Genomic DNA, 18985 nt, shown 5'->3' with positions numbered 1-18985 from the left:
GATGGTACTGCGACCGGGAGGTCGTGGGAGAGTAGGACGCCGCCGGACATTCACACTGTTAAGGGCCACCCCACAAGGGGTGGCCCTTAACATTTCCCCCGGCACTTCGCCGGGCGATTCTTAACGCCCACAGGCGAGCTCCTGATACCGTAGTGGACCAACACACGCCGGTCGGCTGATGCCGGGCCGGTCTACGCGTCGGTGGCTTGACCTCGAGTGGGTCGGTGTATGCGCTGCTGGGTTGCACCCGGGCGGGTCGGTCTACGCGCCTCTCGGTTGATCCCTCGTGTGCCGGAGTACGCGTCGGTGGGGTTGAGTTGGGCGGACCGGTGTACGCACTCGTGGGTTGATCTTGAGTGGGTCGGGCTACGCGTCGATGGGTTGATCTTGAGTAGGTCGGTGTATGCGGTGGTGGTTGAGCCCGAGCGGGGCGGCCGCGCTGGTGGGTTGGTCCTGGGGGCGTCGGGGAGCGGGCCGGCGGGGGATGTGCGTTAGGCGGTGGTTCGGTGGGTGGAGGACGCCGTGAGTGCTTTGCGGGTGGGTGTGTAGGTCCACCAGGGGCGGGCGGGGTTGCCGTTGGCCTGGTCTGTGGCGGACATCATGGTGTCTAGGAGACATGGGTCGTGGCTCTGTCCGTCGATTGTGCAGATGGTGTCGTAGAGCTCGACGGGATCGCGGCCGGCTAGTTGGTCGACCCTGGTAATGCCGGCGCGTCCGAGGTACCTGGCTACTGCCGGACCTACGTTCATCAGACCTGTGAGCTCTGTGGCATTCATACGGCCATGGTGTCGGGCGTCACTACGCGGAGTCTTGAAGGTTTCGGACATTCCGTACGGTGGTGACCGACTAGATCTCCGGGGCGATGCCGACCAGGGCGGCGGCGGCGCAGATGTGGACCGGGGTCAGGTCGGCGGGAGCGACTGGGGCCTGAAGCAGGGTGCCGCGCTCGTACGGCGTGAGCGTGATGTCGATGCCGTGGGCGCCGGCGACGAGACCGCGGACGTACGTGAGCCAGCCCATCATCGGGATCCCGCGCCTGAAGACGCCCGCCGCGGCAGCGAGTTCGGTGTCCGCGATGCTCGCCCACTGGGGCTCCCAGATCGTGACGACCGCGCGGAGGACCTGGGCGAACCGCTCCGGCTGGGCGAGTGCGTCCTCGTCACTCCAGTGCAGGGTCAGCTGGTCGGAGACCGTGGTGAGTGTCCCACCCATCGACAGGTCGAACAGCCACGGCAGCTCGCCGGTGCTCTGCAAGTGCAGGCGCGTCGTACTGGACCCGTTCGCGAGGACCTTTGTTGTGGCCTCGACCATCTCCTGCAGTGGGCTGGAGCCGTCAGCTTCGAGGACGTGGTAGCCCCAGCGCTCGTCCTGGGTCCAGTTGTGTACGTCGGGGAACGCCACCGCGACCGCTGTCAGCGTACGGCCGACGCGCAGCGATCGGTGCTCGATCGACTCGTCCCGATGGGTCCACTGGGCGCGAAGCAGCCAGGATGCCATTCACGCCCTCCGATCGTGGGGCGACCAGACCCGCGCTGGAGACGGTACGCCGCTAGTCGAACGATTGACCAGGGCTCCGCCCACCCAGTGTTGGCGGATCGACCCGGACCATGTTCGCCGTACGGCATGCCGACGGACAGGCGTGGGATCGATTTCTGGAGCGGTCACCGGTCCAGTCTGAAGCACCACCTGGTCCGGTGTATGCATCGGGGTCCGATTTAGGTAATCACCCGACCAAATTCTTGACAACTGTCAAGGAGTCAAAGTGGGTGATGCGAGGTCGAGCGTTGGCGTCGGACCGCGATACGAGCTCAGCCACTCGCGGAGCAGTTCCACCCGGGCGCCGTACTCCTCATTGCCCTTGACCACGGGTGCCTGGTTGTACGCCATCGTGTCGGAGCTCCGCCGGAGCTTCACATACAGCCGCGAGGACGCCAGCGCGTACCGCTCCATGTCGTCCTGCAGAGCGCCGATGACCGTGATGTTCCGGTCGCGGCCGATCTGCTCGAACAACGCGACCGCCTCACGTCGGTGCTGCGACCCGAGATTGCGTCCCAGCTCGTCCAGGATCAGCAGCAGCGGCCGGTCCGAGCCGCCGGCGAGCGCGGCCGCGCAGACCAGCTTGACCGCCTTCTCGTCCATCTGGGCGGTGTTGCCCTTCACGTTGAACGCCGAGAACGGCCCACCCTCGGAGCGACGCCACTTGGGCGTGACGGTCCAGCGCCACGGCTTGTCCGGCTCGGCCGGCGGATCGGGCTCGGGGAACTCGAGTTTCGCGCCGTACCCGCCGTACTGCTGATCGAGTCGGTCGAACTCCTGTGAGACCAGCCGGAGTCGCGCCTTGATGCCGTCGGCGAGTGATGCGCGGTGTGCACGTGCGGTGCTCTCGGCCTCGCCCAAGCCTTCGCGGGCGCGCTCGAGCGCGGCGTTGCGTTCGGCGCGCTGGCTGGCGATTTGTTGTTGCTGCAGGCTGTCGAAGGTCTCATGCTGCGCGAGGTGACTGCTCAAGGTCCGATGCAGCGCCGGGACGAGGCCGACGCGAGCGCCGAGCGTGCCGTTCGTCCAGCCGTCAGGGCCGTTGAGGATCTCCCAGAGCTCCGTCGGGATCTCCTCGCGGGACCGCGCATTCGGGAAGCAGCGGCGGATGACGTCTTCGAGCTGCGTGCAGGCCTGGTGGTTCCAGTCTGCCGTCGTACGGCGTTGTGCGTCATCCGGCAGTCCGAGAATGAACGCCTCGGCTTCCGTCGGCGTTCCACCCCAGGCAGTCGTCCGAGTAGTCAGGTCGAGCGCGGTCTGCTCCTCGAGCAGCGTGAGCCGGCGGCCGGTCAGGTCGTCCAGCAGCCGCTCGTGGTCACGACGCGTCGATTCGAGGTTCTTGAGCCGTTCGTCCCGGACGAGCTGCTGCCCGGCCGCGGCCTCGGCCGACTCCTTCGCGGCCTGCAGGTGCGGTGCGAGCGAGTCACGGTCGGTCTCGTGCCGATCGATCGTCTCCCGCAACGCGAGGATCTGCTCCTGCACCGACTCGGCATCGGCGAGGGCGCGGGCGGCCGCCGTACGACGCTGTGCCTGCTCGACTCGGGATCGCGCTTGGTCAAGCGCCGCGGAAGCAATGGCCCGTGCCTCGACGGCGGCCTCGACGCGGCGGCGAGCGGCCTCGATGCGCGCGGTCCGGCCGGTCAGCGGCTCGTCGAACTGACCGACCGCGACAACGCCCGCGACGTCGTCGATGGTGTCTTTGGTCGCGCGCTCGCCGATGGCCGTGAAGAAGGCGTCGAGTGTGAAGCGCTTGTCGGCGGACTTCGGTCCACCGCGCGGGCCCTTGCCGGTCCCCGGGCGATTCGCCAGCACGAGCAGGAATCCGGCGTACCCGGCATCGGACAGAGCGGTCGCCGCCACGCTCGCGTCAGCGGCGTCGATGACAACGGCCTCGCGGTACGGCGCGAGTCGTGGCTCCCACTCGGCGCGGTCCGACGCCGACAACTCGGTGATGTCGGTCAGCGCACCGCACTCGATGCCCGCGTTCTCCAGGACCTGCTGCTGCGGCGCCGACACGGTCTGACCGCTCTCGGCCTCCCGGAGCTCCGCCGTCGCGTGGTCGACCGCCGAGCGGGCCAGGTGATCCCGGCCAATGTGCTCCTCGAGTACGGCGCGGGCCTCGTCCTGCTCGTCCGCCGCGGCGGCAAGGTCACGCCCGTCCGCCGAACGCCCCGCGTCCACCAGCTTGCGATGCTCCTGACCGAGCCGCTCCAACTGCTCCCGCACCGAACGCTGCGCCAGGTCGAGCTCGCGGTCGCGCGCATCCAGCTTGTCGCGCTCCTGACGCGTCAGCTGAACGTCCCTGAGCAGGACCTCCTCGTTGCCAAAGGCATCGATCTCGGAGTCGACGGCCTCGCGCCGTACCTCCTGCTCCGCGACGCGTTCGTCGAGTACGCCGAGCTCCTGGCGGATCTCGTCGTTGCGGGCCTCGCCGTCGATCAGGTGCCGGGCGCACCGAGCGAGCCACGATTCCTTCGCTGCGGCGAGCGCGTCCCGGGCCGCGGCGCGCTGCAGGATGCCGGCCTCGACCGTCGCCATCTCCTGCTCCCAGCGCTGCAGGTCGGCCGTCGCCTGCTTGGTCGCCTCGCGCTGCGTGTGTTCGGCGGATCTGTGCGCCTGCTCCTGCTCGAGCTCGTGATCGAGGCCCGTGAGGGTCGCGATCGCGTTGAAGATCCGCGCCGGGCCGAGCTCGTTGAGCGGCTCGGCGAGGAGGTTGGCGGTCGGGCTTGATCGCACCGACGTCGACAAGAACGAGACGCAGCGGACCTGACCGCCGTACAGAACCGTGGACAGCTTGTTGGCGTGGAAGTCGGTACGGCCGTTCGAATGCGGCAGAGCGGCCCACAGCGCGTCGGCACCGGCGGCGCGCTCGGCCTCGGTCGCGCCGTACGGGACGTGGAGACCGTTCTTCCAGCGCAGATCGAGGTACGACGCTTTGCGGTTGATGCGGATCCACACCGTGATGGCAGCGGCCTCGATCTCGGCGAGGTCGGTCAGCTCAGGGTCGGAGAAGACGCCGACGATGTAGCCGCGGTCGACGTTCGACCAATTGCCTTCCTGGCCGGCCGCCTCGGCGGTGAAGAGCAGCTCGGCCGCGCCGGGGGCACCGCTGGTCAGACGCCACTGGTCGTCGGCGTGCAGGAGGCTGAGGGCTGCGATCCACGACGACTTGCCGGCGCCGTTCGAGTCCGTCGGGCCCTGGCCCGCGACCGTGACGAGGCCCTGGCCGACCATCGGGATCGGATGCGTCGACAGACGAGACAGGTCGACGACCTGAACGCCGAGCAGCACCTTGGACCCGAGGATGTCGTACGGCCCGTCCTCTACACCGCTGCTCATGCGATTCCTTCCGTACTCAGACTGCTTGGATCCGTGCTGCTTGACGCTTCGTTGGTGACGTCCGGGCTCGGGGTGCCGTTACGGGCTCGGATCGCTTCGGCGATCGGGCTGGCCGGGGCGGCGGCCAGAATCAGTTGGTCCTGCAGGCGTCGGCGCGCGGCCGGAGTGAGCCGTTGGAGTTGCGGACCGGGGATGTAGCTCGGACCGCCGGAGTGGTCGCCGGACAGCTGGATCAGACCGGCTGCTCGGAGGCGCTGGAGGGCGAGGCGTCGTTCCTCGCCGCTGATCCTCGTCGTGCGCAGCTCGTCGACAGTCGTGGGCCGCGCCGACTTCCAACTGTCGCCGGTCAGGATCCCTTCGCTGCGGGGGATCGCGACCGAGTGGATCAGGACGAGGACCAGGACGGCGCGATCGATGACCGAGAGCGGCTGCCAGCCCTGCGCGGTCAGGCTCGCGGCGATGTCGTCGTCGTACCCGGCCGTCCAGTGGGTGCCGTCGACGTGCACCAGGGTCCGCCCGATCAGCTTCAACATCTTCTGGACATGCCGACGAAGGGTGACGTCGCGCAGTCCTGCCAGCTGGACCTCGGCGACCGGATGCGCCGCGTACTGCACCGCGCTGAACGCCGCCAGCGCCTCATCGCGAGCCCGATCGCCGAGATCCTCCAGGAGGGGATCGAACAACACGTGCTGCTCACTCATCGGACACCTCCGTACGGCGCTCGTCCGCGCCGGAGGTGTCGTCCGGGAGGGCATCTGGTGATGGAGTCGGCTGGGTCGACGTGAGGAGTGCCGGTGGTGGGTCGGGGAGATGGCGGCACAGGTCTCTGAGGGTTGACTCGTCGGCGGGGGTCCAGGTGATGACGCGGGGGCCTAGGCGAACCTCACCGGCCTTTTCGTTCCAGCGGAGCCAGTGGGTGGCGTGGAGGCGGCGGAGGCTGCCGATGATCAGGGTCAGGTCGCTCGATTGCTCCGGGCGGCCGCGCATGCCGGCGTACACGGATCTGACCTGCGCGAGCGTGCCGGTCGACCCGGGCCAGGCGGGGCCGCTGCGGTCGGTCCAGCAGCAGGCGACGCAGATTGCCAGGACACGAGCTGTCTCGTTCGGCTGCTCGACCGCGACGGGGGGAGTGTCGAGCTCGTCGAGGACGGTGTGACCGGCACCGGAGGGCAGCGTGGGCACGAGCCAGACCGTTGCGCCGTCCGGCGAGACGGCTCTGGTGAGACCTGCGACCGCGGGTGTGTCCGGCTCGACCTCCAGCGGGCCGGCCGACTGCACCTTCGCCCACCACAACGCGTTGTACAACCGCCGCTCAACAGCCTCCGACGCCCGCGTCGCACTCGGCTCCGACGCCCGCGTCGCACTCGGCTCGGGCGTGGTCATCGGGTCACCCGGCGGAAGACGCCTTCGGTTGCCCAGGGGGTGCCAGCGGTGGGGTCGATCCGCATGCCGTCTGAATAGACCAGCTCGTAGTCGAGCTCGTCGTGCAGGTGGGCCGCGGTCAATTCGGCCAGCACCCGGCGCGCGGTGATCCAGTCGCCGGCGTCGTCGATGACCGCGACGATGTCGACCGAAGCTCGCCCGGCGAGCACGCGCTCGGCCTCCGCGCGCAGCTCCTCGCGGTCCGTCGCGGCCGCTGACTCCGGCGCGTCGACGTCCCCGGTCGGTCTCGGCGGCGCCATCCGGGCGGTCCCGGTACGGCGTCCTGTCTCGACGGCCTCGACCATCGTCTGGGGCGAGAAGTCCGGCGCCGCGGCATCGAACAGCAGCCCGTCGAGGACCCCCGCCAGCACCTCCGATGAACTGCCTCGCGTGAACGTCACCCATGTCTCGATCGGCAGCAGTCCGAGTGCGCGCGTCGTACCGGCTCGCTCGACCAGACGTCCTGCGGCTAGTTGCACGGCATCGGCGTACGCGGCGAGTGCCATCCGCAGCGACGTGCACGCGCGATGCAGCGCGGGCCAGCGGTCCAGGACGATGCGGTGCACCTTCTCGGCCTGCTCGATCAGGCGCTCGTTGCCCCAGGCGAGCTGAGCGTTCTCGCGCAGTTGGGCGGTCGTGCTGGTGGAGACCAGAATGGCTAGCTCGTTCCCGAGGAGGCGGAACACCTTTGTCAACCGCCCGATCGAGGCCAGGCCGTCGTCCTCGGTTGCAGTCGGGTCGCTGACGCTGTGGGCTTCCAGCGTGAGCAGTTGGTGCAGCTCACCTTGACCGCCCTGGACGGACATCCGGCGCAGGAACATGAGCATCACGTACGGCGCGAACGCGGCTCGGTGGCGTAGCTCGTTCGGACGGTCGACGAGTTTGGTGATGGCGCCGTACTGCCGCAGTACGTCGAAGCGCCGGACGATCACGTCGTGCGGGTACGAGCGGCAGGCGAGCGTCGCCTGCTCGACCGTGAGCCCGTCGCTGCCGGCCTCGGCGAATGCGTCCAGGATCGCCTGGTCCACGTCGAGGAGATCGGGGTCGACGATCATCGCGCCGGCCTCGCGGGCGAGCACGGCGAAGACCTGGCGGTAGACGCGCAACACGGCCGCCTCGGCCTCGGCGTCCAGCAAAGTCGCGTCCATCAGCACTCCCTCCCGTGTGATAACCCGAGGGCTACCAGAGACAAGGACTCTAACCACCCAAACCCCCACCCCAAAAACCGAGCCACGAGTACCTGGGGATAACTACGAACGGCAGGGCTGGAGGGGGCACACCCCCACCCCAAAACCGAGACGCGAGTACCTGGGGATAACTACGAACGGCAGGGGTAGAGGGGGCACACCCCCGCCCCAAAGCTGGGACGCCGGACCGGTGGTTGCTCGACTTTGTGCATGGGGTCCGTGTTTGGCGGGCGTTGGCGTACGGAATCGGTGCACAAAGTCGGGGTGGACAGCGCGGGGCGCGTGGCGCGGGGGAGGGGGTTGGGGTTGTGGATGGGGGGTGGAAAACCGGGTGACGGTGGGGTGGGGAGTGTTTAGCATCCGTAGGGTGATGAGAATCCTTGGCTGACGCGGTCCTGGTTGACCGCGCTCAGTTCACGCCGCCTCGAGTTGTGAGGTTCCGCTGCTAGCGGGACCGTGACTCCGGGCGATCGCAACGCCGGTGCGGACCCACCACAGGGTCCCCGGTGCGCTTGTTGATTCTCTCCTTTCGGAGCTTTGCACATGACCGTGCATGACGCGCGCCCCATCGGTGCGCAACACCCCCGTGTCCGCGACCTGCTCTCCGTCCGCAAGGACGGCTCATCCGGCCGCATCATGGTCGAGGGCAGCTGGGAACACGATCGCCTACTAGCGACCCCGACCACGATCGACGCCTTCTTCTGGTGTCCCGAAGCCGGTCAGACGGACATCCGGAGCATCGCCGACCGCGCGGCCGAGGTCTACCGCATCTCGGCGAAGCTGCTCGCCCGCCTCTCCCGGAAGACCCGGCCCGACGGCCTGATCTCCATCGCCCGCCTGCCGGTCTGGACCCCACAAGCTTTCAGCTTCGGCAACGAGTCGCTGGTCCTCGTCGCCGACGGAGTCGAGTACGCCGGAAACCTCGGCACGCTGATCCGGACCGTCGACGCCGCCAAGGCCGACTGCCTGATTCTCACCAGCAGACGAGCCAAGCCCAGCCACCCGAGCGTCTACTCGGCCAGCCGCGGCACAGTCCTGTCGACACCCGTCCTGGAGTTCGACGACATCGCGTCCGCGGCGGCGTGGTTGCGCGACCACGGCTTCGGCGTCCACCTCGCCGATCCGGCGGCAACAGGTAGCTACCGGGTTCCGGCGTACGACGGTCCGACGGCCTTCGTCGTTGGTTCGGAGGGCGCAGGCTTGTCGCGTGAGTGGCACGAGCAGGGATTCGGTGCGGTGTCGATCCCGATGCTCGGGCAAGCCGACTCACTCAACGTCGCGCTGTCGGCCGGCATCCTCCTGTTCGAGGCGCGAGCCCGCAAGGAAGGCTGGTGACGCGGTCGACCCACGCTCGATCAACGAGACATCGAGCGTGATCGGATCGGCCGGGTGGTCCTTGCCCTCGATCGCGTCGAGCAGCAGCCGGACGGCGATCTCGGCCTTGCGTGGGATGTCCTGCGCGATCGTGGTCAGCTTCGGCGTGACGTACTCACTCAGGTCGAGGTTGTCGAAGCCGAGGACGGACACCTGGCCGGGGACGTCGTACCCGGCTTCGGCGAGGCCCTCCATGATGCCGATCGCGAGGATGTCCGCGGTCGCGAACACAGCGGTTGCGTCCGGGTGCTCGGCCATCAGTTGCCGGCCGAGCTCCCGGCCGCTGGCGTGCGTGGTGGTCTCGACCGTGACGAGTCGCTCGGTCCAGGTCAGGCCGGCTTCGGCGTATGCCGCGCGGAACCCGTCGTACCGTTGGTGGACGACGCCGATGCCGCTGAACGACGGCCCGGCGAACACGATCTCGCGGTGCCCGAGGGTCAGCAGGTGCCGCGCCGCGAGCAGCGCGCCGGTGTAGTCGTCGGACCGGACCCCGGTGGTGAGCGGGTTGGCGGCGTAACTGTCGACGGCCAGGAGAGAGACGCTGCCGACAGCTCCGGGGGTCAGCCGCTCGATGTCCTCGTCCAGGAACCCGAGCAGGACCGCACCGTCCAGGCTCCACGACTTGAGCGCCTCCCCAACCTCACCGGGCTGGGCGATGCCGCGGAGCAGCAGGTGGTAGCCGCTCTTGCGCAGCTCTCGCTCGATCTGGCCGAGGATCGCCACGTTGTGCGGGCTGATCATCAGGCTGTCCTCGTCGGCCGCCGGCACCAGCAGTCCGATCAGCTTGGACGCGCGCGCGGCCAGGCTGCGAGCCGAGGCGCTGGGCACGTAGCCGCGCTCGGCGACGATCCGCTGGATCCGCTCGATGGTGTCGGGTGAGACCCGGGCCCGCTTGCCGTTCACGACGTTCGAGACCGTCATCATGCTGACGCCGGCCTCGTCCGCGATGTCCTTCAGCGTGACCCGCATCCACAGTCCCCTCTCGCTTTTCTCACCCTAACCGGGCAGCACCGCAGCGGCCCGCGGCCCGGTGCCGCCGGTTTGCGCCCACCCGTTGACAGCTCGTTTCCAGGACATTACGGTCCAGCAAGGTGGAGCGCTAAACCTACCACAAACGAAGGGATTCCGGAGATGGACCAGTGGTGGCGGGACGCGGTGATCTACCAGATCTACCCGCGCAGCTTCGCCGACAGCGACGGCGACGGCACAGGCGATCTGGCCGGGGTGCGCTCACGGTTGCCGTACCTGCGGAGCCTCGGCGTCGACGCGATCTGGTTCACGCCCTGGTACCTGTCCCCGTTGGCCGACGGCGGGTACGACGTCGCCGACTACCGCCGGATCGACCCGGCCTTCGGAGCGGTCGACGAGGCGGAGCGATTGATCTCGGACGCCGCCGCCCTGGGCATCCGCACGATCATCGATATCGTCCCGAACCACGTCTCCAGCGAGCACGAATGGTTCCGCGCCGCGCTCGCCGCCGGACCGGGATCACCGGAGCGCGAGCGATTCTGGTTCCGCACCGGCCAGGAGCCACCGACCGACTGGGTGTCCAGCTTCGGCGGCGAGACCTGGACCCGGACCAAGGACCCGGACGGTACGCCGGGGGAGTGGTACCTGCACCTGTTCACGCCCGAGCAGCCCGACCTCAACTGGAACCATCCGGACGTACGCCGCGAACACGAGGAGATCCTGCGGTTCTGGTTCGACCGCGGCGTCGCCGGTATCCGGATCGACAGCGCGACCATGCCGGTCAAGGACCCGTCGTTCCCGAACGTCGGCCAGACCGAGCAGCATCCGTACGTCGATCGCGACGGACTCCACGAGATCTATCGGGACTGGCGTGCCGTCGCCGACTCCTACGACCCACCCCGGATACTGGTCGGCGAGATCTGGCTCGCCGATCCGGTCCGGTTCGCCCGCTACCTGCGACCCGACGAGATGCACACCGCCTTCAACTTCGACCTGATGGGTCGGCCGTGGGACGCCGACGCGTTCCGCGAATCCATCCGTACGACGCTTGCCGCGCATGCCCCCGTGGACGCGCCGGCCACCTGGGTGCTGTCCAACCACGATGTGACCCGTCCGGTGACTCGGTACGGGCGCGCGGACAGTTCGTTCTCGTTCGCCACCAAGCGGTTCGGCGTACCGACCGATCTGGAGCTGGGCCTGCGCAGAGCGCGGGCGGCTGCTCTCTTGACCGGGGCGCTGCCGGGGTCGCTGTACATCTACCAGGGCGACGAGCTGGGGTTGCCCGAGGTCGAGGACCTGCCGCTGGTTGCGTTGCAGGATCCGATCTTCCATCGGTCCGACGGCGTCGACCCGGGTCGCGACGGCTGCCGAGTCCCGTTGCCGTGGACAACGATCGGCGGGACCTTCGGGTTCAATTCGCAGGGCTTCGGGCCTTGGCTGCCACAGCCCGGCGACTGGGGTTCCTACTCCGTCGAGGCTCAGCAGGACGACCCGGACTCGATGTTGTCGCTCTACCGGTCGATGCTGCGGCTGCGTCGCGAGCTCGGCGCCGGTTTCGACTGGTACGACGGCGAGTTGCTGGGGTTCCGCCGGGGTGACGTGCTCTGCCTGGTCAACTTCGGACCCGAGCCGCGGCCGTTGCCGTCGTACCGAACCGTTCTGCTCGCCAGTGCCGACCTGGCCGGCGACCTCCTACCCACCGACACCGCCGTCTGGCTGCGGCTGCACGACCACTAGGAGAGATCATGAAGTCCTTCATTGCCGCGGCCTTGGTGGTCGCTCTCGGCCTGACCGCGTGTTCCGGTTCAGGCTCCGCCAAAAGCGATACCTCCACCGGTCCGGTGACGGTCAAGGTGGCGCGCGACCCGGGTCTCGACAAGGGCGCTATCGCTGCTTTCGACCAGCGCGTGGCGCAGTTCGAGCAGGCCAATCCGGGCATCGACATCGTGCCGCAGGAGTACAACTGGACCGCGACCACCTTCACCGCCCAACTCGCCGGCGGCACACTGCCGGACGTGTTCACGGTCCCATTCACCGACGGCCGTGGGCTGATCGAGCGCAAGCAGATCGCCGACATCAGTGGACTGGTGACCGGGCTGCCGTACGCCGGCCGCTTCAACGCGAACGTGGCGAAGGCCGGTCAGGCCGAGGACGGCAAGCAGTGGGCAGTCCCGATCGCGGCGTACGGACAGGCGCTGCACTACAACCGCACTCTGTTCAAGCAGGCCGGGCTCGATCCGGACCAGCCACCGACCACTTGGGACGAGGTCCGCGCGGATGCCAAGCAAATCGCGGACAAGACCGGCAAGGCGGGTTACGCCGAGCTGACCACGGACAACACCGGCGGGTGGATCCTCACCACGCTCGACTACGCGTTCGGCGGCCGGACCGAGAAGATCGACGGCGATGCGGCGACGGCCGAGCTCGATACTCCGGAGATGACCGCGGTGCTGCAGCTGCTGAAGGACATGCGGTGGTCGGACAACAGCATGGGGTCGAACTTCCTGTACGACTGGGCCGGCATCAACCAGGCGTTCGCCTCGGGCCAGATCGGCATGTACGTGTCGGGCGGCGGCAACTACGGCTCACTGGTGACGCAGAACGCCCTCAAGCCGGCGGACTACGGCGTGACCGTGCTGCCGTTGATGGACAAGCCGGATGCCGGCGTACTGGGTGGTGGGACGCTCGCAACGGTCAGTGCGAAGTCCAACGATGCTGTGAAGGCCGCTGCGGTCAAGTGGATCGACTTCTACTACCTGAAGAAGCTCACCGACCAGGAGGCCGCCGTACTGGATGCTAAGACGACGGCCGCGTCGAAGCAGCCCGTTGGCGCACCGCAGTTGCCGGTGTTCGATCGGGCGACGTACGACGAGTCGCTGCGATGGGTGGCGTCGTACGTCAATGTCCCGCAGGCCCAGCTGAAGCCCTACACCGACAAGATGTTCGACCAGCCGTTGGTGACCGAGCCGGTCCGGTCGACGCAGGAGGTCTACAAGCTCCTCGACCCGGTCGTGCAGTCCGTACTGACAAACAAGAACGCCGACATCGCCGATCTGTTGAAGAAGGCCGACGCCGAGGCTCAGGCCTTGCTGGACCGGAAGTAGGCCGATGGCGACGTCAGTGCTGGTGAACCGGGCGGTCCGGCCGATAGCGCGCCGGCGATGGCGGACCGGTGGGCTGAGCACCCTGGTGTTCCTGTTACCGCTGCTGATCGTGTTCGGCGTCTTCTCGTGGATCCCGATCGGGCGTGCGGTGGTGATGAGCTTCCAGGAGACCAATCTGGTCACCCCGTCCACCTTTGTCGGCCTGCAGAACTTCAAGGACGTCCTGGCGGATCCGTTGCTCTGGACCGCGGTGAAGAACACGCTGTACTTCGCCCTGCTCGCGCTGGTCTTCGGCTACCCGGTGCCGCTCGTCGCCGCGGTGGTGATGAGCGAGGTACGACGTTTCAAAGGTCTCTACAGCGCACTGGCGTACCTGCCGGTGGTGATCCCGCCCGTGGTCGCCGTACTGCTGTGGAAGTTCTTCTACGACGCCGGACCGACCGGAGTGTTCAACACCATCCTGGGGGCGGTGGGGATCGGACCGGTGTCGTGGCTGCAGGACTCGGCGTCGGCCATGCCGTCGCTGGTGCTCGAGGCGACCTGGGCGGCGGCGGGCGGGACGATCATCATCTACCTGGCCGCATTGACCGGGGTGTCGACAGATCTCTACGAGGCGGCCGAGATCGACCGGGCGTCCATCTGGCGCAAGATCTGGCACGTCACCCTGCCCCAACTGCGCGGTGTCCTGCTGATCACCTTCATCCTCCAGATTGTCGGTACCGCGCAGGTCTTCCTGGAGCCGTTCCTGTTCACCGGTGGTGGCCCGGCCAACTCGACCACGACCATCCTGTTGCAGATCTACAACTACGCCTTCGCCAACAGCCTCGGCGGCGAGTACGGGATGGCGACCGCGTTGAGCATCATGCTCGCAGTCGTGCTCGGTCTGCTCTCCGCGCTCTACTTCCGGCTGACCAGGTCCTGGAGTACGTCGTGAGTCGCGGCATCCTGTCACCGGCCGACTGGCGGCGGATCCGGTGGCGGGTGCTCGGGCTGCACGGCGTACTGCTGGTCGTGTTGTTCGTCGCCGGACTCGGGCCGATGCTGTGGCTGGCCAAGGCCGCGATCACGCCGACCCAGGACACGCTGCGGTCGCCGTTGGCCCTGTGGCCGCACGGGATCGACTGGGCGAACCTGGCCACCGCGTGGACCCGCGTCGAGGTGGACAAATACTTCCTCAACACCGTGGCCCTGGCGGCCGGGTCGTGGCTGATGCAGTTGTTCGTGGCAACGACCGCCGGCTACGCACTCGCCGTACTGCGTCCTCGGTACGGCAAGCTGATCACCGGTGTCGTGCTGGCGACGCTGTTCGTGCCGTCGGTGGTCCTGCTGGTTCCGCTGTATCTGACGATCGTCGACCCGCCGTTGCTGAAGGCATCATTGATCAACTCGTTCTGGGCGGTCTGGCTGCCGGCCGGGGCGAATGCCTTCAACATCCTGCTGGTGCAGCGGTTCTTCGCGAACCTGCCCCGCGAGGTGTTCGAGGCGGCGCGGGTCGACGGTGCCGGTCCGTTCCGGTTGTTCTGGTCGGTGGTGCTGCCGATGTCGCGCCCGATCCTGGGTGTGTTGTCGGTGTTCGCGATCATCGCCGCCTGGAAGGACTTCCTCTGGCCGATGCTCGTACTGCCGGACCCCGCGCGGCAGCCCTTGTCGGTCCGGCTGCCGGCGCTGCAGCGGTTCGTCGAACTCGACGTCTTCCTGGCCGCGTTGGCGATCTCCACCGTCATCCCGGTGGTGCTGTTCCTGGTGTTCCAGCGCTTCTTCCTCAAGACGGGTGCCCTCACCGGCGCCGTCAAGGGCTGACCCGCCCATCCCGCCCCACAGCTCAGACGAAGGGCACCGCCATGTCGAAATCACTCCGGATCGCTCTGATCGCGGTCTTGTTGACGTTCCTCCTGGCCCGGACCGCAGCCGCTGCGGTTCGGACCATCGAAGCCGAGTCCGCCACCCTCTCCGGTGGTGCCGTGGTCGAGACCGAACACACCGGCTACTCGGGCACCGGGTACGTCGGCGGCTTCACCGACGCCCACAAGGGCACCGCCGCAGTCAGCGCGACTGTCAACGCCGGCACGTACCAAATCACGCTTCGGTACGCGAACGGGACCGGCTCCGACAAAACGCTGTCCCTGTACATCGGCGCGACCCGGCTGCAGCAGGTCACGCTGCCCGCCACGGCCTCCTGGACGTCGTGGGCCGACAACACCACGACGCTGTCACTGACCGCCGCGACAACCGTCTCGTACCGGTTCGACAGTACGGACTCGGGCAACGTCAACCTGGACAAGGTGACGTTGACCGACGCGCCGGCTCCGGCCGAAGGGACGTACGAGGCCGAGCAGGCCGCGCTCTCCGGCGGCGCTGTCGTCGCGACCGACCACGGTGGCTACAGCGGATCCGGGTTCGTGGGTGGGTACGTCGACGGCAACAAGGGGAACGCGGCAACGACCTTCACCGTGACCTCGACCAAGGCGGGCACAGGTACGGCGACTCTCCGCTACGCCAATGGGACTGGCGCGACGATGACGTTGTCGCTGTACGCCGGTGGTAGCAAGGTCCGCCAGATCAGTCTGCCGGCGACGGCGAACTGGGACACCTGGGGCACTGCGTCCGAGCAGCTCCCGCTGGTTGCCGGCAGCAACACCATCGCCTATCGCTTCGACAGCGCGGATTCGGGGAATGTCAACCTCGACAATCTCACGGTCGCGGCGCCGGTGGACGAGGCTCCGCCCGGCGCACTCGAGCGCGGCTTCCTGTCCGGCGGCGCCTCAGTCGGTACGTCGATCACCGGCTTCACCGGAGGCGGGTACGTCACCGGGTTCACCGCGGTCGGCGGCCGGGTGATCCGTACTGTGAACGTCGCCGCGGCCGGGAACGCAACGGTCACAGTGCGATACGCCAACAGCACCGGCGCCACCAAGACGTTGAGTACCTACGCGAACGGCGTGAAGGCCGGGCAGCTATCGTTGCCGGCGGCAACTGGCTGGTCGACGGTTCAGCACACGCTGCCGCTGCGGGCCGGGCTCAACCTGATCGGGTACCAGTACGACTCCGGTGACAGCGGGAATGTTGCCCTCGACGACATCACCGTTGCCGGGTCGACCCAACTCGCGGCCCGTGGAGCGACCGTTCCGTACACCGAGTACGAGGCGGAGAACGGCAGTACCAACGGCGTCGTACTCGGCCCGGACCGCACATATCGCACTGTTCCGTCGGAGTCTTCCGGACGACGGGCAGTGCGCCTGGACAACACCGGTAAGTACGTGCGATTCACGCTGACCCAGCCGACGAACTCGCTGGTGGTGCGCTACTCCATCCCCGACAACGCGGCCGGCACCGGCATCACCGCACCGCTCGGGATCTACACCGGCGGCAGCAAGGTGAAGGACGTCACCCTCACGTCCGCCTACAGCTGGGTCTACGGCCTATATCCGTTCCCGAACGACCCCGCGCAAGGTGGCGGACACCGCTTCTACGACGAGGTCCGTACGACGTTGCCCAGCTACCCGGCCGGGACCGTACTGACGCTGCAGAACGACACATCCACACCGATCACCGTCGACCTGATCGACACCGAGGTCGTCGCCCCGGCCCTCACTGCTCCAGCAGGTGCGCTCGACGTCACGTCGTACGGCGCGGTGTCGGGGACAGGGGACGACACCGCCGCGTTCAACTCTGCGATCAGTGCCGCGAAGGCCGCGGGCAAGCCGCTGTGGATCCCGGTCGGTACCTTCGACCTGACGTCGCGTCTGAACGTTGACAACGTGACGATCCGCGGCGCCGGCATGTGGTACTCCACCGTCCGTGGCAACGCCGGTCGCGGCGGATTCTTCGCGGTCGGCGGCAACGTTCAGCTGGCCGACTTCACCTTCGCCGGCGACGTCCGGTATCGCGATCCGGACGGATCGGTGACGACCGATGCCGCGCTTGAAGGCAACTTCGGTACCGGATCGCTGATCCACAACCTCTGGATCGAACACACCAAGGTCGGTCTCTGGGCGACCGGTGGAACCGACGGGCTCTACGTGGCCGGCATCCGGATCCGGGACAGCTTCGCCGACGGGGTCAACCTCAACAGCGGGGTCGCCAATACCCGCGTCGACCAAAGCGTGTTCCGCAACACCGGCGACGACGCCCTCGCGATGTGGTCCAACAGTGCCGCGGTCACGAACTCCGCCTTCACCTTCAACACCGCGACGTTGCCCGCCCTGGCCAACACCGCCGCGATCTACGGCGGCAACGCCAACCGGATCGAGGACAACCTGTTGTCCGACACCGTCTACACCGCCTCGGGGATCACCGTCTCGACCTGGCACGGTGCCTTGCCCTTCACCGGTACGACGATCGTCCAGCGCAACACGGTCACCCGGGCCGGCGGCTTCAACACCGACTGGAACAGCAGTCAGGGCGCGCTCTGGATCTACGCCGAGGCTCGCGACATCACGGCACCGGTCCTGGTGAAGGACGTCGACATCGTCGACAGCACCTACCAAGGCATCCTGATGAGCTGGCAGAAGAACGTCAGCAACCTCACTTTCGACCACGTCAAGGTCCAGAACACCGGGACCTACGGCATCGACATCCAGGTCGCCGGCAGCGCGACGTTCAACTACGTCACCGTGTCCGGCACCGGCTCCGGCGGCCTCAACAACACGACCGGCTACACCCTGATCAGAGGCCCCGGGAACAGCGGCTTCTGAGCGCCACCGGCAGAATGGAGGGCGTTCACGCCCGCAGCAGTCAAGGAGCAATCGGTGGCATTCGAACCAGGCGAGGTCGTCGCCCCGTCAGATCCGCGCATCGTCCTGGCGGGGCAGTGGGGTCACCAGCCCGGGTTGGCGATCACCGTCAACTCGGGGTCGCGGATCTCGTTCTCGTATGCGGGCGAGCGGCTCCAGCTCCTGTTCGACACCGACGGGCTCACCGTCGCACCGCACCTGTGGATCGCGGTCGACGACGGTGAGCCCGCGCTCCACCTCGTCGACGCCCCGGTCATCGAACTGGACGCCCCGACCGGCCGACACCAGGTCGAGATCGTCGTCAAGGACGTGAACGAGCACGCGAACCGCTGGAACCCGCCGTTCGAATCCGCGGTCGTGTTCGCCGGCCTCGTCCTCGACGTGAACTCGCGGCTGCGGCTCAGCGGTCGACCGGGCGGTCCGCGGATCGAGTTCTACGGCGATTCGATCACGCAAGGCGTGCGGTCGCTGAGCTCGCATCCGGAATCCGAGGGTGCTGACGGTACGACGTCGTACGCGTATTTGACTGCTCGCGCGTTCGGGGCGACGTCGTACCAGGTCGGCTTCGGGCGTCAGGGGATCAGCCGGCCCGGGAACGGCGAGGTCCCGCCCGGCATCGAGTCGTTCGGCTGGAACTTCGCCGGCTCGCCGGCCGAACGCGTCGAGCCGTCCGACGTCGTCGTGATCAACCTCGGCGTCAACGATCCGACGCTCGAGCCGGAGGAGTACGCCGGCTACGTCGCGCGAGTGCGGTCGGCGTACCCGGAAACGAGGATCGTGGCGCTGACGCCGTTCAGCGGCAAGCATGCCGAGACCATCCAGGCCGCGGTGAAGTCGCTCGACGATCCCAACCTCGTCTGCATCGATTCGACCGGCTGGATCACCGAGGACGACTGCACCGACCTCGTCCACCCGAGCGTGGCCGGCCACGCCAAGATCGCCGCTCAGTTGATCCCGGCCCTCGAAACCCACACCTCACTCCGACGTCCCAACTGACGGTTTTCGAGGCAAGATGACGCCATGAAGTTCTCGAGCGTCGACGAGTACATCGCGTCGTTCCCGGCTGACGTGCGGGAGGTGCTGGAGGAGGTACGACGTACCATCCGCGCCGTCGTGCCCGCAGCGGGCGAGAAGATCAGCTACGACATCCCCACGATCACGCTGGACGGCAAGTCCCTCCTCCACTTCAGCGCCTGGAAACACCACCTCGCCGTCTACCCGGTCCCACCCGTCGACGAAGCCCTAGCCGCCGACCTCAACACTACCGCTCAGGCAAAAGCACCCTCAAGTTCCCACTGACCAAGCCCATCCCCTACCCCCTGAT

15 protein-coding genes are annotated in these 18985 nt (G+C 67.7%); 8 read left to right on the top strand and 7 right to left on the bottom strand.

Annotated features, from left to right (window positions below):
• Window positions 1-491: 491 nt before the first annotated feature.
• The 6 genes from ACWF4Z_RS15040 to ACWF4Z_RS15015 all read right to left on the bottom strand — a co-directional run bounded on the left by ACWF4Z_RS15040 (window position 492) and on the right by ACWF4Z_RS15015 (window position 7442).
• Entirely contained in the window at window positions 492-776 is a 285-nt protein-coding gene (locus ACWF4Z_RS15040; protein ID WP_452243602.1) for a helix-hairpin-helix domain-containing protein, read from the bottom strand.
• 70 nt (window positions 777-846) lie between these two features.
• On the bottom strand, window positions 847-1497 hold the full coding sequence (locus ACWF4Z_RS15035) for a hypothetical protein (RefSeq protein ID WP_452243601.1): 651 nt from the start codon (window positions 1495-1497) through the stop codon (window positions 847-849).
• 252 nt (window positions 1498-1749) lie between these two features.
• Window positions 1750-4872: a chromosome segregation ATPase gene (locus ACWF4Z_RS15030; protein ID WP_452243600.1), complete on the bottom strand. Its 3123-nt coding sequence runs from the start codon at window positions 4870-4872 to the stop codon at window positions 1750-1752.
• Window positions 4869-5573: a hypothetical protein gene (locus ACWF4Z_RS15025; protein WP_452243599.1), complete on the bottom strand. Its 705-nt coding sequence runs from the start codon at window positions 5571-5573 to the stop codon at window positions 4869-4871. Before ACWF4Z_RS15025 ends, ACWF4Z_RS15030 begins: the two co-directional genes overlap by 4 nt.
• Window positions 5566-6255 carry a hypothetical protein gene (locus ACWF4Z_RS15020; protein ID WP_452243598.1) on the bottom strand — a complete coding sequence of 230 codons (690 nt, stop codon included), beginning with the start codon at window positions 6253-6255 and terminating at the stop codon, window positions 5566-5568. The genes ACWF4Z_RS15025 and ACWF4Z_RS15020 overlap by 8 nt, the downstream gene beginning before the upstream one ends.
• On the bottom strand, window positions 6252-7442 hold the full coding sequence (locus ACWF4Z_RS15015; protein WP_452243597.1) for a hypothetical protein: 1191 nt from the start codon (window positions 7440-7442) through the stop codon (window positions 6252-6254). The genes ACWF4Z_RS15020 and ACWF4Z_RS15015 overlap by 4 nt, the downstream gene beginning before the upstream one ends.
• Window positions 7443-8024: 582 nt before the next feature.
• On the opposite strand from ACWF4Z_RS15015, the gene ACWF4Z_RS15010 reads away from it, so the two are divergent.
• A complete protein-coding gene (locus ACWF4Z_RS15010) occupies window positions 8025-8816 on the top strand; it encodes a TrmH family RNA methyltransferase (RefSeq protein WP_452243596.1) in 792 nt (263 codons plus the stop codon).
• Here the strand turns inward: ACWF4Z_RS15010 and ACWF4Z_RS15005 are convergent.
• Entirely contained in the window at window positions 8748-9824 is a 1077-nt protein-coding gene (locus ACWF4Z_RS15005; protein ID WP_452243595.1) for a LacI family DNA-binding transcriptional regulator, read from the bottom strand. The two genes, ACWF4Z_RS15010 and ACWF4Z_RS15005, sit on opposite strands and share 69 nt — an antisense overlap.
• Before the next feature lie 162 nt (window positions 9825-9986).
• On the opposite strand from ACWF4Z_RS15005, the gene ACWF4Z_RS15000 reads away from it, so the two are divergent.
• From ACWF4Z_RS15000 to ACWF4Z_RS14970, 7 genes are read left to right on the top strand one after another with little or no spacing between them, the layout of a single operon-like run.
• Window positions 9987-11561 carry a glycoside hydrolase family 13 protein gene (locus ACWF4Z_RS15000; protein WP_452243594.1) on the top strand — a complete coding sequence of 525 codons (1575 nt, stop codon included), beginning with the start codon at window positions 9987-9989 and terminating at the stop codon, window positions 11559-11561.
• Window positions 11562-11569: 8 nt separating this feature from the next.
• Window positions 11570-12928 carry an ABC transporter substrate-binding protein gene (locus ACWF4Z_RS14995; protein ID WP_452243593.1) on the top strand — a complete coding sequence of 453 codons (1359 nt, stop codon included), beginning with the start codon at window positions 11570-11572 and terminating at the stop codon, window positions 12926-12928.
• Between the two features lie 4 nt (window positions 12929-12932).
• Window positions 12933-13862, top strand: a complete 930-nt coding sequence (locus ACWF4Z_RS14990) for a carbohydrate ABC transporter permease (RefSeq protein ID WP_452243592.1) — start codon at window positions 12933-12935, stop codon at window positions 13860-13862.
• Window positions 13859-14728 carry a carbohydrate ABC transporter permease gene (locus ACWF4Z_RS14985; RefSeq protein ID WP_452243591.1) on the top strand — a complete coding sequence of 290 codons (870 nt, stop codon included), beginning with the start codon at window positions 13859-13861 and terminating at the stop codon, window positions 14726-14728. Before ACWF4Z_RS14990 ends, ACWF4Z_RS14985 begins: the two co-directional genes overlap by 4 nt.
• Window positions 14729-14769: 41 nt before the next feature.
• Window positions 14770-17622 carry a CBM35 domain-containing protein gene (locus ACWF4Z_RS14980; RefSeq protein WP_452243590.1) on the top strand — a complete coding sequence of 951 codons (2853 nt, stop codon included), beginning with the start codon at window positions 14770-14772 and terminating at the stop codon, window positions 17620-17622.
• Window positions 17623-17676: 54 nt separating this feature from the next.
• Window positions 17677-18657: an SGNH/GDSL hydrolase family protein gene (locus ACWF4Z_RS14975; RefSeq protein ID WP_452243589.1), complete on the top strand. Its 981-nt coding sequence runs from the start codon at window positions 17677-17679 to the stop codon at window positions 18655-18657.
• A 24-nt stretch (window positions 18658-18681) separates the two neighbouring features.
• The gene (locus tag ACWF4Z_RS14970; protein WP_452243588.1) at window positions 18682-18960 is read left to right on the top strand and encodes an iron chaperone; all 279 of its coding nucleotides are present in this window, start codon (window positions 18682-18684) and stop codon (window positions 18958-18960) included.
• Window positions 18961-18985: the final 25 nt, after the last annotated feature.

The sequence above is a fragment of the Kribbella sp. NPDC055071 genome (genome assembly GCF_053608045.1).
Note: the sequence above shows the minus strand (reverse complement) of the source record. Positions and strands in the feature narration are given on the sequence as shown.